The organism is Brevundimonas sp. MF30-B, assembly GCF_004683885.1.
In the GTDB taxonomy this organism is placed as follows: domain Bacteria; phylum Pseudomonadota; class Alphaproteobacteria; order Caulobacterales; family Caulobacteraceae; genus Brevundimonas.
Genome location: NZ_CP038440.1, coordinates 171,199 through 185,249, shown reverse-complemented (window position 1 = coordinate 185,249; position 14,051 = coordinate 171,199). Strand labels below are relative to the sequence as shown.

Here is a 14,051-nt window from a genome sequence, read left to right as displayed (position 1 = left end):
CCAAAAAGGATTCAGGATGAAACCCTCCAAGGACGACATCGTGCTGGTCGGCGACGTGGGCGGGACAAACGCCCGTTTCGCCCTGGCGCGGCTTGAGGAAGGCCGGCCGGTGCTGGAGCACCACGACAGCTTTCCGGCCGAAAGCTATCCGACCTTCCTGGAGGGGGTGGAGGCCTATCTGAAGGGGTGCGACACGCGGCCGACGTCCGGCGTGATCGCGGTGGCGGGGCCGGTGACGGACGGGGCCATCGACCTGACCAACTCGCCCTGGGCGGTGACGGAAACCGAACTGAGCACGCTGGGCCTGACGCCGGCCAAGCTGATCAACGACTTCGAGGCGGTGGCCTGGGGCGCGCCGGTGGTGCCCAAGGAAGAGCTGGCCTCGCTGGGCGGACCCGAGCAGGGCGATCCGCACGCGACCATCGCCGTGCTGGGGCCCGGCACCGGTTTCGGCGTCTCGGCCCTGGTGCGCGACGCCTCGGGCCGCGAGATGGCCATGCCCAGCGAGGGCGGCCACGCCTGTTTCGCGCCGGGCGACGAGGTCGAGGACGAGATCCTGCGAATCCTGCGCCGCCGCTATGGCCGGGTGTCGATCGAGCGGCTTATCTGCGGGCCGGGCCTGCTGAACATGCACCGCGCCATCGCCGAGATCGAAGGCCGCGAGACCCACATCGACGACCCGGCCCAGATCACGGCTGACGCCCTGGCCGATCCGCGCAGCGCCTGCGGTCACACCCTGGCGCGCTTCTGCGCCATCCTGGGCGCCGTGGCCGGAGACATCGCCCTGACGACGGGCGCGCGTGGCGGGGTCTATGTCGGCGGCGGCATCGCGCCGCGCATCTTGGACTTCCTCCAGGCCAGCCCGTTCCGCGAACGGTTCGAGCGCAAGGGCCGGTATCAGGACTATATGAAGGCCATTCCGACGCAGGTCATTCTGCACAAGCACGCCGCGCTTTTGGGCGCCGCACGCGTGGCCTTCGCCGCTTCGCAGTCCTGAGGGGCTGGGTGTCTGGTCCCGCGTAGACCGGCTCAGAAAGCCCCGGTGAGCGCCAGGCCGACCAGGCCCGCCACGCCGACCGCGATCCGCCACCAGGCGAAGGGCGCAAAGCCGTGGCGCGACACGAAGTCGAGCAGGAACCGAACCACGAGCAGGGCGGTGACGAAGGCGGCGACGAACCCGACGGCGATCAGACCCAGATCGGTGAAGTCCAGCAGATTTCGGTTCTGGAACAGGTCATAGGCCACCGCCCCGCCCATGGTCGGCAGGGCCAGGAAGAAGGTGAACTCCGCCGCCGAGCGCTTGTCGGTCCCCAGCAGCAGGCCGCCGGCGATGGTGGCGCCCGAGCGCGACACGCCCGGCAGCAGGGCCAGGCACTGGAACAGGCCGATCAGCAGATAGACCCGGAACGGATAGGTCTCGGCGTTCAGATAGGTCGGGACCTTCTTCATCCGGTCCAGCAGCAGCAAGAGCACCCCGCCGACGATCAGGGCGATGCAGATGATGGCGGGCGTCTCGAAGAAAATCTCCTTGATGATGTCGTACATCACCACCCCGGCGAAGGCGGCCGGCAAAAAGGCCAGGCCGATGCCGATCAGGAAGTGTCGCACCTTGGGATCGGTGGGCCAGCGGATGGCCAGCACCCACAGCCGCTTCAGATAGATGCTGATGATGGCCAGGATCGCGCCCAGCTGGATGACGATCTCGAACGTCTTGCCCGTGCTCTGGAAGCCGATGAAATGGCCCAGCAGCAGCAGGTGCCCGGTCGACGACACGGGGATGAATTCGGTCAGGCCCTCGACCAGGCCCAGGATCAGCGCCGACAGCCAGTCCGACATCTCGTCTCCCAAGGTTGAGACCCTCTCCCTAGCGGCTCGCGACCGGGCGCGCGAGACGGGGGCGGCGCCTATTTCGGTTCTCTGTCCGGGTGGTGGCGAGCCGGCGCGATTTGCGCGACAAGGCGGGTCATGAGCACGCCCGCCTCAGACACGCCGCCGCCCGCGCCCGACACCCCGGTCGATTCCTTGGCCGCCGGCCGGCTGGCGACGCGGAGGATCACGCGCATCTCGGTCGCCGTGGCGCTGGGGCTGATCCTGCTCAAGACCTTCGCCCTGGGCGCCTCGGGGTCGGTGGCCGTGCTGGCGTCGCTGGCGGACTCGGCGCTGGACCTGTTCGCTTCGCTGGCCACCTTCTTCGCCGTGCGCTGGGCCGCCGCCCCGCCTGACGAGCAGCATCGCTACGGTCGCGGCAAGGGTGAGGCCATGGCCGCCCTGGTCCAGGCGGGCCTGGTGTTCGCGTCAGCCATCTTCATCGGCTGGGAGGCGGTTCAGCGCATCGCCGACCCGCGCCCGGTGACCTCGGGCGGCTGGGCCGTCGGGGTCATGGTCATCGCCATCGGCGTCACCGCCTGGCTGGTGTGGATGCAGACCCGCGCCATCAAGGCCAGCGGCTCGCTGGCCGTCACCGGCGACCGCGCCCACTACAGCGCCGATCTGGCCGCCAATGTCGTGGTGCTGATCGGCCTCGTCTCGGGTGCCTATCTCGGCGCGCCCGGACTGGATGCGGCGGCCGGGCTGATCGTGGCGGTCTGGCTGTTCTGGGGCGCGCTGGGCGTGCTTCGCCCCGCCGCTGACCAACTGCTGGATCGCGCCGCACCAGCCGAGGACCGCGCCGCGGTGGCCCAGGCGGTGCTGGCCGATCCCCGTGTCGGCGGGGTGCATCAGCTGCGCGCGCGCCGCTCAGGCCCTGTGCTGATCGTGCAGATGCATGTCGACCTGGATCCCGCCCTGACGCTGGAACAGGCCCACGCCATCGTGGTCGAGGCCGAGGGCCGCATCGCCGAGCGCTTCCCGGGCGCCGACATCCTGATCCACGCCGACCCCAGGGGCGGAGTGTCGCGTGAAGCTCATGCGCCCATCCCCGCGTCCGCCCCCGCGCCGAGCGGTCCCTGGTCGTGACGCGGTAAACACGTCCTTAAGCCTGTCGGGCGCAGGACTTTCAGACGATGTCCGCGACCGCCGTCCTGTTCCACTTCGCCTTCGACCCCGCCTCTCGCGCGGCGCGTCTGGCGCTGGGCGAAGCCAAAATCGAGTTTCAGGAGACGGCCGTCCGCCCGTGGGAGCCCGATTGCCCCCTGGGCGACATGAACCCCTCGGGCATGCCGCCGGTTCTTGAGGTCACCGAACGCGGCAAGTCGCTGACCCTGTGCGAGACCGCCGCCATCTTCGGCTGGATCGAGGACCGCGCCAAGGGCGACCTGCTGCTGGCTTCCGACCCCGCCGAGCGCGCCGAGGCGCGCCGTCTGGTCGGCTGGTTCGAGCGCCGCTTCATGGACGAGGTCAACGCCGTCCTGCTGCACGAGCGGATGGAGAAGCCGCTGCTGCGTCTGGGCTCGCCCGACGCCCGGCTGCTGCGCGAGGGGCGCGAGGCGCTGCGCGCGCATCTGGGCGAGCTGGAGCCCCTGGCCTCGGCCCGCGAATGGCTGGCCGGGCGGCGGCTCAGCCAGGCGGACCTGGTCGCCGCCGCCCATCTGTCGGTGCTGGACTATTTCGGCGAGGTCAATTGGGGCGTCTGGCCGTCGCTCAAGCTGTGGTACTCCAAAGTCAAATCGCGGCCCGGATTCCGCACCCTCCTGGCCGATCGGTTCCCGGGATCAGCGCCCGCTTCCTGGTATGACGACCTCGACTTCTGATCGGCGAAGCATGCAAAAAAAGACGCCGCCTTGCGGCGGCGTCCGGACGTCATCCTGAGGGGCCAGATCAGTCCTTGCCGCGCAGGGCGTCCTTCACCCCGCCGACGGTGTTCTGGACCTTGCCCTCGAGCTGATCCGCCTTGCCTTCGGCTTTCAGCTTCTCGTCGCCGGTGACATTGCCTGCGGCTTCTTTGACCTTGCCGCCCATGTTCTTGGCGGCGCCTTCGACGCGATCGTGATCGGCCATGATGATCATCCTTCCGGTTGCGGGCCGTCATGGCCGCGCTTCGGACGAGAAAACGGCTTTTTGCTCAAGGCGTTCCGGATCGACTGGCCACGCTTTCGTGACCTGGCCCATGGAACCGGATGATCAGCGCCGCATCCAGGCGGCGACAGCCCAGGCGTGGGCGTCGTGGCGCAGGTGGGCCAGGGCGTAGGCGGGGTCGAGCCAAACCAACTGATGGTCGTCCTCGCACTTGGCGGCCGCATCCTCCGAGACGACCTCGGCGGTCCAGAATCCGCCGACATTGTAGACGGGCTCGCCGTCCGACTTCAGGAAGTGCTGGCCGGCCTCGGCGATACGGTCGCGCGGCGTGATGGTCAGGCCAGTCTCCTCGATGAACTCGCGCGCCAGGGCCTCGGCCTCCGTTTCGGCGCCGTCCACGGCCCCGCCGGGCAGGTCGAAATAGGCGCCGCTCTCGCGCTCCACCCGAACGCAAGCCAGCCGGCCGTCGCGCTCCACCAGGCCGAAGGCGGCGGCGCGGTGGCGATAGGTCAGGGCGGGATTGCGAGGGCCGAAATCGAGCATGGCGACAGCTTAAAGGTCGAACGCCAAGCGGGCTCGGACACCTTTGTGCGCCGTGTCGAATTCGACCGCCGAGCGCAGACCCTGGGCCATGGCCGAGATGATCTTGCCGCCCAGGCCGGTTCCCTTGACCGATCCGTCGCCCAAGCCGGGGCCGTCGTCCTCGACCGTCAGCAAGGCGCGGCCGTCGGCGCCCTGTTTCAGGATGATGCGGATTTCGCCGGTCTCGCCCGGCGCATAGGCGTATTTGACGGCGTTGGTGACCAGTTCCGTCACCACCACGCCCAACGATACGGCCTGGTCTGTGCTGACGCAGATCGGCGCGGCCTGAAGCGTTAGGCGCGGCGCCTCGCCGGCCGGCCCGACGGACTTGCCCAGCTCGTCGATCAGACCGCACAGATATTCGTCCATCGCCACGGTCGACATGTCGCCCGAGGCGTAAAGGCGGCGGTGGACGTGGGCCACGGCCTCGATGCGGGCCTGGGCCTCGCGCAGGGCGGAGCGCGCGCCCTCGTCGCCCAGCTGGCGCATCTGCAGGGCCATGAAGCTGGAAACCAGCTGAAGAGAGTTGCCGACCCGGTGGTTGACCTCGCGCAGCATGGCCTCGGCGCGGTCGCGGGCGATGCGGACCTGCTCCTGGGCCTCGGCGTTGGCGCGCTCCAGGCGGCGGCGGGTCAGGGCGTCTTCCAGCGCCGAGCGCAGCAGGGCGGTGAAGTCCTCGCTGACGTCCTTGATCACGTAATCGGCGGCGCCGGCGCGCAGAGCGGCCACGGCGATCCGGCCCTCCTGGGCCCCGGTGACATAGACCACCGGCGGCGCCTCGGGCAGGGCGACGATCTCGGGCAGCACGTCCAGCCCCTCGCGGCCGGGCATGTAGTGGTCCAGCGCGCAGATGTCGAAGCCGCCGCCGCGCAGCGTCTCCAGCCCCGCATCCCCGTCGGGCGCGCAGGTCACGGCGTAGCCGTGGCGGCCCAGCTCCTTCTCGACCAGCCGCGACAGGCCGCGGTCGTCGTCGATGTAGAGCAGCCGGATAGGGGTGGTGATCTCCGTCACTCTGTCCCGATCACTCAATCTCTGGCGCCTGCATCACCGACAGGAACAGGCCCAGTTGGCGGATGGCGCCGGCGAAGCTTTCGTAGTCCACGGGCTTGGTGATGTAGACATTGCAGCCCAGGTCGTAGCAGCGCTGGATCTCGACCTTGTCGTCGGTGGTGGTGAGGATAACGACCGGAGCGCGACGCAGGCGTTCGTCGCTCTTGACCCTCTCCAGGATGTCGGTGCCCGACATATCGGGAAGGTTCAGGTCCAGCAGAATGAGCATGGGACCGTTGGCCCGGACCTCGGCCGAGAAGAGATAGTCGATCGCCGAACCGCCGTCGGCGAAGTGGGCGATCTCATTGGAGATGTTGGCCCGCCGGATGTTCTTTTCGATCAGCTTGGCGTGACCGTGGTCGTCCTCGACCATGACGATCTTCACAGGCGTGGTCATAGGGTGTCTCCGGTCTCTGACAGGATGAGGCGTTTGGGGAATTTCAGACGGAAAGTCGAGCCCTTGCCAAGCTCGGACTCGATTTCGACGTCGCCGCCCAGGCGGCGCGCGCTGTTGCGTACGAAGGCCAGGCCCAGGCCTTCGCCCGGACGATCCTGGCGGCCCGAGCGGCGGAACAATTCGAAGATGCGCTCGTGATCGCGTTCGGATATGCCGCGGCCGTTGTCGATGACGCGGTACTCCACCCAGGCTCCGCCCGGGAGGTCGTCGCCCTCGATGCGGATCAGCCCGGGTCGGTCGGGGTCCAGATATTTGACGGCGTTGTCTATCAGATTGCCGAAGATCTGCTCGACGGCCAGGCGGTCGCTGACCAGGCCGGGCAGGGGGGCGACCACGATCTCGGCGTCGGCGGCGTCGGTCTGGTGACGCACGCTGTCGGCGATGGTCTGCGAGATCTCGGTCATGTCCAGCGGCTCGGGCGTCAGGGTGCGCCGACCGTCTCGCGACAGCTTCAGGATGGCGTTGATCAGCCGGTCCATCTTGCCGGTCGAGGCGCGGATGAAGCCGATGGCCTCCGGCACGTCTTCGCGCACGGCGATGACGGCGTCCTGTTCGATCAGGTCCGGACTGGCCGTCTCCAGCCTGTTGATCTGCAGCTCCAGCGCCTTGCCGGCCTGTTCCAGCTCGGAGGTGTACCCCATCACATTGACTAGAGGCGCGCGCAGGTCGTGGCTGACGATGTAGGCGAAGCGCTGGATCTCCTCGTTGGCGCGGGTCAGGGCGGCGGTGCGGTCCCGGACCTTGCCTTCAAGGCCCGTGTTCAGCGCGCTTACTTCGTCCCGGGCCGATTGCAGTTCGAAGATATAGCGCCGCATCAGCCACAGGCTCATTCCGGCGAAGATGACAATCAGCACGCCGCCCATGGCGTTGATGAAGGCTGTGAACCCCGACGCCCATTCCGACTGACGGGTTCGAAACTGCAGACGCGTGGCCTTGATCTCATCGACGGCGGCGATCTCGGCGCGCATAGCGTCCATCAGCGCCTTGCCTTCGCCGGACCGCACGACCTGTACGGCTTCGCCGATGCGGCCCTCGCGCGACAGAGCGATGCTTCGCTCCATGATCTCGAGGCGCTGGTCGGCCATCTCGCGCACACGAAGCAGCCGCTGGGCCAGGTCCGGATCATCCAGCGTCGCCGTATCCAGATACTCCATCACCGGCGGCAGAGCTTCCAGCGCCTCGTTGTGAATCCGCAGATACTCTTCGCGGCCTGTCAGCAGATAACCTCGCTGGCCCGTCTCCGCATCGACCAGAAGGTTCAGCGCCTCCTTGGCCTGCAGGCGGATCTGTAGCCCGTCCTCGACCGTCTCGTTGAAGGCGGCGGTGCGCTGGATCATCACAAGCGTCGTCGCATTGATCAGGAGCAGCAGGGCCAGAGACACCGTCAGCAGCGCGACGATCGTGCGGCTGAGCGACGGGGTGCGCAGGAAGCGGCCCAGGGCCGACAGGGATTGGCGAAAGGCCCAGCTCATGCGCCGAAGCTTTGGCGGGGCGCGTCGGGCTTGTCCAGTCAGACCGCCCCGATGGTGCGCAGACGCGCGCGGGGGTGCACCTCGTTCTGGCTCATCACCACCGTCTGACCGCGGAACCGCTCGATGATCGAGCGGACGTAGGGGCGGGTTTGGGGGCTGGTCAGCAGCACGCCGGTCTCGCCCGACATGGCGGCGCGCTCGAACACGTCGCGCACCGAGCGGATGAAGTCCTGAAGCCGTGACGGCGCCATGGCCAGCTGCTTGTCTTCGCCCGGGCCGACCAGGCTCTCGGCGAAGGCCTGCTCCCATTCGGGCGACAGGGTGACGATGGGCAGGGCGCCGTCCATGCCCTTGTGCTGCCAGCACAGCTGACGCGCCAGGCGGGTGCGGACGTGCTCGACCAGCTGGGTGACCGACGAGGTGTGCGGCGCCGCCTCGGCCAAACCTTCCAGGATCGAGGCCAGGTCGCGGATCGAGACCTTTTCGCGCAGCAGCGACTGCAGCACGCGTTGCAGGGTGGTGACGGTGACGACCGAGGGGATCAGCTCCTCGACCAGCTTCTTCTCCTCGCCCTGAAGCTCCTTCAGCAGCTTCTGCACCTCGGCGTAGGAGAGCAGGTCGGCCATGTTCTCCTTCAGGATCTCGGTCAGGTGCGTGGTCAGCACCGTCGACGGATCGACGATGGTGTAGCCGCGGAAGGTGGCGTCCTCGCGCAGGGATTCGTCGATCCAGGTCGCGGGCAAGCCGAAGGCGGGCTCCTTGGTGTGCTCGCCCGGCAGTTCGACCTGGCGGCCTGCCGGGTCCATGGCCATCAGCGAGCCCAGGCGGACCTCTCCGGCGCCGGCCTCCATCTCCTTGATGCGGATGGCGTAGCCCTGGCTGGGCAGGCGCATATTGTCCAGGATGCGCACGGATGGCATGACGAAGCCGTACTCCTGCGCCAGCGAGCGACGCAGGGCGCGGACCTGATCGGTCAGGCGGCGGCCCTCCAGGTCGTTGATAAGCGCCAGCAGCGAATAGCCCAGCTCGATCTTGACCTCGTCGATGGCGAGCGCCGTGCCGATCGGCTCCTCGACGTCCTCCTTGGGCGGGGCGTTGGCGGCGGCGATCTCCGCCTCGGTCGGCTGAGGCTTGAGCCGCGCCCGACCCAGCCGCCAGGCCAGCACGCCGGTGCCCAGCGACAGGGCGGCAAACGGCAGCAGGGGCATGCCGGGGATCAGGCCGATCAGGCCGGACGCGGCCGACACCACGCCCAGCGACACCGGGTTGGTCGCCAGCTGCGCGACCAGCGCCTTGTCAGCAGAGCCTTCGACGCCCGCCTTCGACACCAGGAAGCCGGCGGCGATCGAGATGATGATGGCCGGCACCTGGGTCACCAGGCCGTCGCCGACGGTCAGCTGAATATAGGCGTTGGCGGCGTCGCCGGCGCTCATGCCGTGCTGCATCACGCCGATCAGCATGCCGCCGATGATGTTGATGAAGACGATGATCAGACCGGCCACGGCGTCGCCGCGCACAAATTTGGAGGCGCCGTCCATGGCGCCGAAGAAGGTCGATTCCTGCTCCAGCTCCTTGCGGCGCAGCTTGGCCTGGTCCTCGGTGATCAGGCCCGACGACAGGTCGGCGTCGATGGCCATCTGCTTGCCCGGCATGGAGTCCAGGGTGAAGCGGGCCGAGACCTCGGCGATGCGGGTCGAGCCCTTGGTGATCACCACGAAGTTCACCACCAGGATGATGGCGAAGATGATCAGGCCGATGATGAAGCTGCCGCCCATCATCAGCGCGCCGAACGCCTGGATCACCTGACCGGCCGCGCCGTGGCCCTCGTGGCCGTGGGTCAGCACCAGGCGCGTCGAGGCCAGGTTCAGCCCCAGACGGAACAGGGTGGTGACCAGCAGCACCGTCGGGAAGATGGCGAAATCCAGCGGGCGCTTCATCGCAACCGCCGTCATCAGCACCAGCACCGACGAGGTCAGCGACAGCGCCAGCAGCACGTCCAGCAGGAACTTCGGAATCGGCAGGATCAGCAGCAGGATGACGCCGATGACGCCCACCGCCATGGCGACCTCGCCGCGCAGCAGCCAGCCGCGCACATCCTTGCCCGAGGGGCGCGCCATGCCGTCCTTCATCAGCACGGCGTCGGTCATGCGGGCGTTCCCAGGGCGGTCAGCGCGCGGCGTGTCGCCTCGGCGATGGCGGCCTCTCCGGCAGCGTCCGACCCGCCAGGCGCGCCGTGGAAATAGGCGGCGATGACGATGGGCGGCCGGCCAGGGGTTTGGATCAGGCCGATGTCGTTGACCGGGCCGTACCCGCCGGTGCCGGTCTTGTGCGCGACGGTCCAGCCTGGCGGCGCGCCCGCCTTGATCCGGTTCGTCCCGGTCGGGGTGTCGATCAGCCAGCGCATCAGCCGCGCCTTGGAGTCCGCGTTCAGCGGCGTGTCGCTATCGACCAGCAGGCGGCGGATGTTGGCGGCGGACTGCAGCGGCTGGATGGTGTCCTTGTCGCCGTCCAGCCGGTTCATCTCGGGTTCCAGCCGGTCGACGGTGGTGCTGTCGTCGCCCAGGCCGAGATAGAAGGCGCGCAGGGCGTCCAGGCCGCCCATCTCGCGGATCAGGATGTTGGCGGCGGGATTGTCGCTGAGCTCGACCGTGCCCTTCATCAACTGTTCGACGGTCAGGGTCGAACCCACCGCCGGTTCGGTGGTCGGGGCGTGGTTAATCATGTCCGCGCGGGTGATCGCGATGGCGCGGTCGAGACGTTCCTCGCCCGCCTGGACGCGGAGCAGGGTCGCGGCGGCCAGATACATCTTGAAGGTTGAGCAGTAGACGAACCGTTCCTCGCCGCGCCAGGCCAGGCGACGGCCCGAGGCCAGGTCGTGCACCGCGAAGCCCAGGCGGTCGCCGGGGCGGGTCTCGAGCGCGGACAGGTCCAGCCGCTCGGGCGCGGCGTCAGGCACCTGCGCAGCCGTTTCGGCGCGCGCGCAGGCGGTCAGGCCTGCGCCGGCGAACGGCAGGGCGGAGAGGGCGAACAGGACGCTTCTGCGGTCCGCGCGGGGGGGCATGGTCAGGCCGCGTAGCCAGAGGCGGCGACGCCGGACTGAGGGGCGGGGATGGCGGTCCCCTCGTCGGCGTATTCGTTCAGCTTGTTGCGCAGGGTGCGGATCGAAATGCCCAGGATGTTGGCCGCGTGGGTGCGGTTGCCCAGACAGTGCTGCAGCGTGTCCAGGATCAGGGTCTTCTCCATCTGCGCCACGGTCTGGCCGACATGGGCGCGCGACAGGGCGTCGGCGGTTTGGGCCGCGCGGCCGGCCGGGCCGGCGTCATAGCCCGCGCCGACCGAACCGGAGGCGGCGGGCGCCGGGCCGCTGTTCAGCAGGGGCTGGCCGTCGGGCAGGCGGATGGCCTCGACGTCGATCTCGGGTCCGACCGCCAACAGGACGGCGCGGTGCATGGCGTTCTCCAGCTCGCGGACGTTGCCCGCCCAGCGGTGGCCCATCAGGGCGCGCCGCGCCTCGGCCGAGATCGGCTTGACCGGCACGCCGTTGGCGGCGGCGTATTTCTTGACGAAGTGATCGGCCAGCACGGCGATGTCGCCCGGCCGCTCGCGCAGGGCCGGAAGGCGCAGGTTCACGACGTTCAGCCGGTACAGCAGGTCTTCGCGAAACGCGCCCTCGGCGACCGACTTGGCCAGGTCGCGGTTGGAGGTGGCGATGATGCGGATGTTGACCGGCACCGGCTTGGTCCCGCCCACGCGGTCGATGACCCTCTCCTGGATCGCGCGCAGCAGCTTGGCTTGCAGGCGCACGTCCATTTCGGAGATTTCGTCCAGCAGCAGGGTGCCGCCGTCGGCTTCCTCGAACTTGCCGATGCGGCGGGCCACGGCGCCGGTGAAGGCGCCCTTCTCGTGGCCGAACAGTTCGGATTCCAGCAGGTTGTCGGGAATGGCCGCGCAGTTGACGCTGATGAACGGCTTGTCCGCACGCTTGGAGCCGGTGTGCAGGTGACGGGCCATCACCTCCTTGCCGACGCCGCTTTCGCCGGTGATCAGAATGGAGGCTTCGGACCGCGCGACCTGGTCGGCCAGGCCGATAACGGCCTTCATCGCCGGATCGGCGGAGATCATCGGCCGCTCGTCGTCGGCCACGGCCGACAGCACCGCAGCGATCAGGTCCGCCTCGGGCGGCAGGGGGATGAACTCCTTTGCGCCGGCGCGGATGGCCCCGGCGGCGTCGGCGGCGTCGGCGTCCACGCCGCAGGCCACGACCGGCACATGGATGCGTTCAGCGTCGTTGGCCGCGATCAAAGCGGCGATGTCGACGCGGTAGTCGACCATCAGCAGGTCGGCGCCCTGGCCGCGGCGCAGCTGTTCGGTCGCCTGATCGCCGCGCTCGACGTGCTGCACCTTGGCGCCGTGGGCCATGGCCATCTTCACCGCCGTCGCCAGCTGTCCGCTGAGCCTGCCAACCACCAGAAGCCGCATGGGTCTTCTCCTCTAAGTCCTGTCCGGAGAAACGGCGGCCGATCAGGCGCCGGAATCCTCGGTCTTGATGATTTCCGTCATGGTCACGCCCAGGCGGTCTTCGACCACCACCACCTCGCCGCGCGCGACCAGACGGTTGTTGACGAAGATGTCGATGGCCTCGCCCACCTTGCGGTCCAGCTCCAGCACCGAGCCGCGGTTCAGCTTCAGCAACTGGGCGACCGACATGTGCGACTTGCCCAGCACCGCCGAGATGTTGACCGGCACGTCGAAGACGGTGGCCAGGTCGGTGGCGGACTTTTCGCCGCCCTCGTCTGGGGTGGTCAGGGCGTTGGAGTCGGAGAACTCCTCGAGAGACATGGCGTCGGACATCAGACTGTTCCCGGCTCGTTCAGATTTTCGGCGTGGCCGGCTTCGGCCGCGAGGGCGGCGGTCAAGGCGGCGGACATGCGGGCGAAGGCCTCGTCGGGCGCGAAGTCGGCGCGGCCGTCTGACCATTCCAGCTGGAAGGCGGCCGGGTGGCCGGGCTCGTCGCGGAAGGCGACCAAGCCGGTGAAGCCGGCGTCGGCGCACTGACGCTCGATGGCGGCGCGGCTGTCGTCGTTCAGACTGGCCATGCGCACGACCAGACGCGGCGAGGCGTCGATCTCCTGCCCCAGCGCCTCCAGCGCGGCTGTCAGAGCCCCGGTCGGCAGTCGATCCAGCGCGGCGGCGGCGACGATGCGGGCGCAGGCCATGGCCAGTTGCGCCGACTGGGCGCGGTGGGCCTCGGAGACGGCGGCCAGGGCGGCGGCGGATTCGGACACGCACTGGGCGACCGTCGACAGGGCCATGGCCTGAAGACCTGCGGACTCGGCCAGGGCCTGTTCGCGCGCCTCTGCGCGGGCCTGGGCCACCAGGGCGTCGACCTCGGCTGGCGAGTAGGATCGCTTGGTCGGCCGGAAGCTGGAGGCGGCGACGATCACGCCCAGGGCGTCGAACTCTGTGTCGAAGGCGAACGGGCGGCTATTGAGCGGCTGGGTCATGTCAGTAGATCAACTCGTCGTCGGCGCCCGAGCCGGCCAGGATGATGTCGCCCTTGGCGGCCAGATCCTTGGCGGCCTGGACCATGGCCATCTGGGCGGTGTCCACGTCCTTCAGACGCACCGGCCCCATCGACTCCATGTCCTCGCGCATGATCTTCGACGCGCGCTCGCTCATGTTGGAGAAGAACATTTCGCGCAGCGATTCCGACGCGCCCTTCAGCGCCAGGCCCAACTGATCTTTCTCGACCGCGCGCAACAGGGTCTGCACCCCGCCCGGGTCCAGCTTGGACAGGTCTTCGAACACGAACATCAGGGCGCGGATGCGCTCCGCCGCCTCGCGGTTGCGTTCCTCCAGGGCGCCGATGAAGCGCGCTTCGGTCTGGCGGTCGAAGCTGTTGAAGATGTCGGCCATCATCTCGTGGCTGTCGCGCTTGGAGGTGCGGGCCAGGTTCGACATGAATTCGGTGCGCAGGGTCTGTTCGATCTTATCCAGGATTTCGCGCTGCACCGGCTCCATGCGCAGCATGCGCTGGACGCACTCCAGGGCAAAGTCCTCGGGCAGGGCGGTCAGGACCCGGGCGGCGTGCTCGGGCTTAATCTTGGACAGGACGACCGCGACCGTCTGGGGATACTCGTTCTTCAAATAGTTGGCGAGGACGGCCTCATTCACATTGCCGAGCTTGTCCCACATGGTCCGGCCGGCTGGACCGCGGATCTCCTCCATCAGCCCTTCGACGCGGTCGCCGGGCATAAAGGCGGCCAGCAGCTTCTGAGTCTGTTCGAAGCTGCCCATGACCGAGCCCGAACCGGCGGCGCCGGACACGAATTCGATCAGCAGCTCCTCCACCACGCTGGCGCTGACCGTGCCAAGGCCCGCCATGGCCTGGGAGATTTCCTTGACCTCGTCGTCGTCGAGGTTCTGCCACAGCTTGCCGTGGTCCTCGCCCAGGGACAGCAGGATGACGGCGGCCTTCTCGGGCCCCGTCAGCTTCCTGGCGTCCTCGACCGCCGGCTTCTTGTTGATCAGCCGCG

15 protein-coding genes are annotated in these 14,051 nt (G+C 68.5%); 3 read left to right on the top strand and 12 right to left on the bottom strand.

The annotated features are described in order from the left end of the window. The first annotated feature begins 16 nt into the window (after positions 1 to 16). The gene (glk, locus tag E4M01_RS00865) at positions 17 to 997 is read left to right on the top strand and encodes a glucokinase (protein ID WP_135066744.1); all 981 of its coding nucleotides are present in this window, start codon (positions 17 to 19) and stop codon (positions 995 to 997) included. A gap of 32 nt (positions 998 to 1,029) precedes the next feature. Here the strand turns inward: glk and E4M01_RS00860 are convergent, their stop codons facing one another. Then, positions 1,030 to 1,836 carry an undecaprenyl-diphosphate phosphatase gene (locus E4M01_RS00860; protein ID WP_135066742.1) on the bottom strand — a complete coding sequence of 269 codons (807 nt, stop codon included), beginning with the start codon at positions 1,834 to 1,836 and terminating at the stop codon, positions 1,030 to 1,032. A 129-nt stretch (positions 1,837 to 1,965) separates the two neighbouring features. On the opposite strand from E4M01_RS00860, the gene E4M01_RS00855 reads away from it, so the two are divergent. Next, positions 1,966 to 2,955, top strand: coding sequence for a cation diffusion facilitator family transporter (locus tag E4M01_RS00855; protein WP_135066741.1), 990 nt, complete (start codon positions 1,966 to 1,968; stop codon positions 2,953 to 2,955). A gap of 47 nt (positions 2,956 to 3,002) precedes the next feature. Then, positions 3,003 to 3,689: a glutathione S-transferase family protein gene (locus tag E4M01_RS00850; protein WP_135066740.1), complete on the top strand. Its 687-nt coding sequence runs from the start codon at positions 3,003 to 3,005 to the stop codon at positions 3,687 to 3,689. 67 nt (positions 3,690 to 3,756) lie between these two features. Here the strand turns inward: E4M01_RS00850 and E4M01_RS00845 are convergent, their stop codons facing one another. The 11 genes from E4M01_RS00845 to fliG all read right to left on the bottom strand — a co-directional run bounded on the left by E4M01_RS00845 (position 3,757) and on the right by fliG (position 14,043). After that, a complete protein-coding gene (locus E4M01_RS00845; protein WP_135066739.1) occupies positions 3,757 to 3,936 on the bottom strand; it encodes a CsbD family protein in 180 nt (59 codons plus the stop codon). A 123-nt stretch (positions 3,937 to 4,059) separates the two neighbouring features. Next, on the bottom strand, positions 4,060 to 4,497 hold the full coding sequence (locus tag E4M01_RS00840; RefSeq protein WP_135066738.1) for an NUDIX domain-containing protein: 438 nt from the start codon (positions 4,495 to 4,497) through the stop codon (positions 4,060 to 4,062). Between the two features lie 9 nt (positions 4,498 to 4,506). After that, positions 4,507 to 5,547: a sensor histidine kinase gene (locus E4M01_RS00835; RefSeq protein ID WP_135066735.1), complete on the bottom strand. Its 1,041-nt coding sequence runs from the start codon at positions 5,545 to 5,547 to the stop codon at positions 4,507 to 4,509. Positions 5,548 to 5,557: 10 nt separating this feature from the next. Then, a complete protein-coding gene (locus E4M01_RS00830; RefSeq protein WP_135066732.1) occupies positions 5,558 to 5,983 on the bottom strand; it encodes a response regulator in 426 nt (141 codons plus the stop codon). After that, positions 5,980 to 7,515, bottom strand: coding sequence for a CHASE3 domain-containing protein (locus E4M01_RS00825; protein ID WP_135066730.1), 1,536 nt, complete (start codon positions 7,513 to 7,515; stop codon positions 5,980 to 5,982). The genes E4M01_RS00830 and E4M01_RS00825 overlap by 4 nt, the downstream gene beginning before the upstream one ends. 38 nt (positions 7,516 to 7,553) lie before the next feature. Further along, a complete protein-coding gene (flhA, locus tag E4M01_RS00820) occupies positions 7,554 to 9,662 on the bottom strand; it encodes a flagellar biosynthesis protein FlhA (protein WP_135066727.1) in 2,109 nt (702 codons plus the stop codon). Continuing rightward, a complete protein-coding gene (gene bla / locus E4M01_RS00815; protein ID WP_135066724.1) occupies positions 9,659 to 10,576 on the bottom strand; it encodes a class A beta-lactamase in 918 nt (305 codons plus the stop codon). Before bla ends, flhA begins: the two co-directional genes overlap by 4 nt. A gap of 2 nt (positions 10,577 to 10,578) precedes the next feature. Then, positions 10,579 to 11,994, bottom strand: a complete 1,416-nt coding sequence (locus tag E4M01_RS00810; RefSeq protein ID WP_135066721.1) for a sigma-54-dependent Fis family transcriptional regulator — start codon at positions 11,992 to 11,994, stop codon at positions 10,579 to 10,581. A 42-nt stretch (positions 11,995 to 12,036) separates the two neighbouring features. Next, complete coding sequence (fliN, locus tag E4M01_RS00805; RefSeq protein ID WP_371682907.1) at positions 12,037 to 12,366, bottom strand: flagellar motor switch protein FliN; 330 nt, start codon at positions 12,364 to 12,366, stop codon at positions 12,037 to 12,039. Then, a complete protein-coding gene (locus E4M01_RS00800; protein ID WP_135066718.1) occupies positions 12,366 to 13,019 on the bottom strand; it encodes a flagellar assembly protein FlbE in 654 nt (217 codons plus the stop codon). Before E4M01_RS00800 ends, fliN begins: the two co-directional genes overlap by 1 nt. 1 nt (position 13,020) lies before the next feature. Beyond that, positions 13,021 to 14,043 (bottom strand): flagellar motor switch protein FliG, encoded by a 1,023-nt coding sequence (gene fliG, locus E4M01_RS00795; protein ID WP_135066982.1) that lies wholly within the window; start codon positions 14,041 to 14,043, stop codon positions 13,021 to 13,023. Between the last annotated feature and the right edge of the window lie 8 nt (positions 14,044 to 14,051).

What these genes read in the sequence shown, in the direction of transcription:
- glk (WP_135066744.1), top strand. Translation starts at nt 17, where the DNA reads ATGAAACCCTCCAAGGACGACATCGTGCTGGTCGGCGACGTGGGCGGG.
- E4M01_RS00860 (WP_135066742.1), bottom strand. Translation starts at nt 1,836, where the DNA reads ATGTCGGACTGGCTGTCGGCGCTGATCCTGGGCCTGGTCGAGGGCCTG.
- E4M01_RS00855 (WP_135066741.1), top strand. Translation starts at nt 1,966, where the DNA reads ATGAGCACGCCCGCCTCAGACACGCCGCCGCCCGCGCCCGACACCCCG.
- E4M01_RS00850 (WP_135066740.1), top strand. Translation starts at nt 3,003, where the DNA reads ATGTCCGCGACCGCCGTCCTGTTCCACTTCGCCTTCGACCCCGCCTCT.
- E4M01_RS00845 (WP_135066739.1), bottom strand. Translation starts at nt 3,936, where the DNA reads ATGGCCGATCACGATCGCGTCGAAGGCGCCGCCAAGAACATGGGCGGC.
- E4M01_RS00840 (WP_135066738.1), bottom strand. Translation starts at nt 4,497, where the DNA reads ATGCTCGATTTCGGCCCTCGCAATCCCGCCCTGACCTATCGCCACCGC.
- E4M01_RS00830 (WP_135066732.1), bottom strand. Translation starts at nt 5,983, where the DNA reads ATGACCACGCCTGTGAAGATCGTCATGGTCGAGGACGACCACGGTCAC.
- E4M01_RS00825 (WP_135066730.1), bottom strand. Translation starts at nt 7,515, where the DNA reads ATGAGCTGGGCCTTTCGCCAATCCCTGTCGGCCCTGGGCCGCTTCCTG.
- flhA (WP_135066727.1), bottom strand. Translation starts at nt 9,662, where the DNA reads ATGACCGACGCCGTGCTGATGAAGGACGGCATGGCGCGCCCCTCGGGC.
- bla (WP_135066724.1), bottom strand. Translation starts at nt 10,576, where the DNA reads ATGCCCCCCCGCGCGGACCGCAGAAGCGTCCTGTTCGCCCTCTCCGCC.
- E4M01_RS00810 (WP_135066721.1), bottom strand. Translation starts at nt 11,994, where the DNA reads ATGCGGCTTCTGGTGGTTGGCAGGCTCAGCGGACAGCTGGCGACGGCG.
- fliN (WP_371682907.1), bottom strand. Translation starts at nt 12,366, where the DNA reads ATGTCCGACGCCATGTCTCTCGAGGAGTTCTCCGACTCCAACGCCCTG.
- E4M01_RS00800 (WP_135066718.1), bottom strand. Translation starts at nt 13,019, where the DNA reads ATGACCCAGCCGCTCAATAGCCGCCCGTTCGCCTTCGACACAGAGTTC.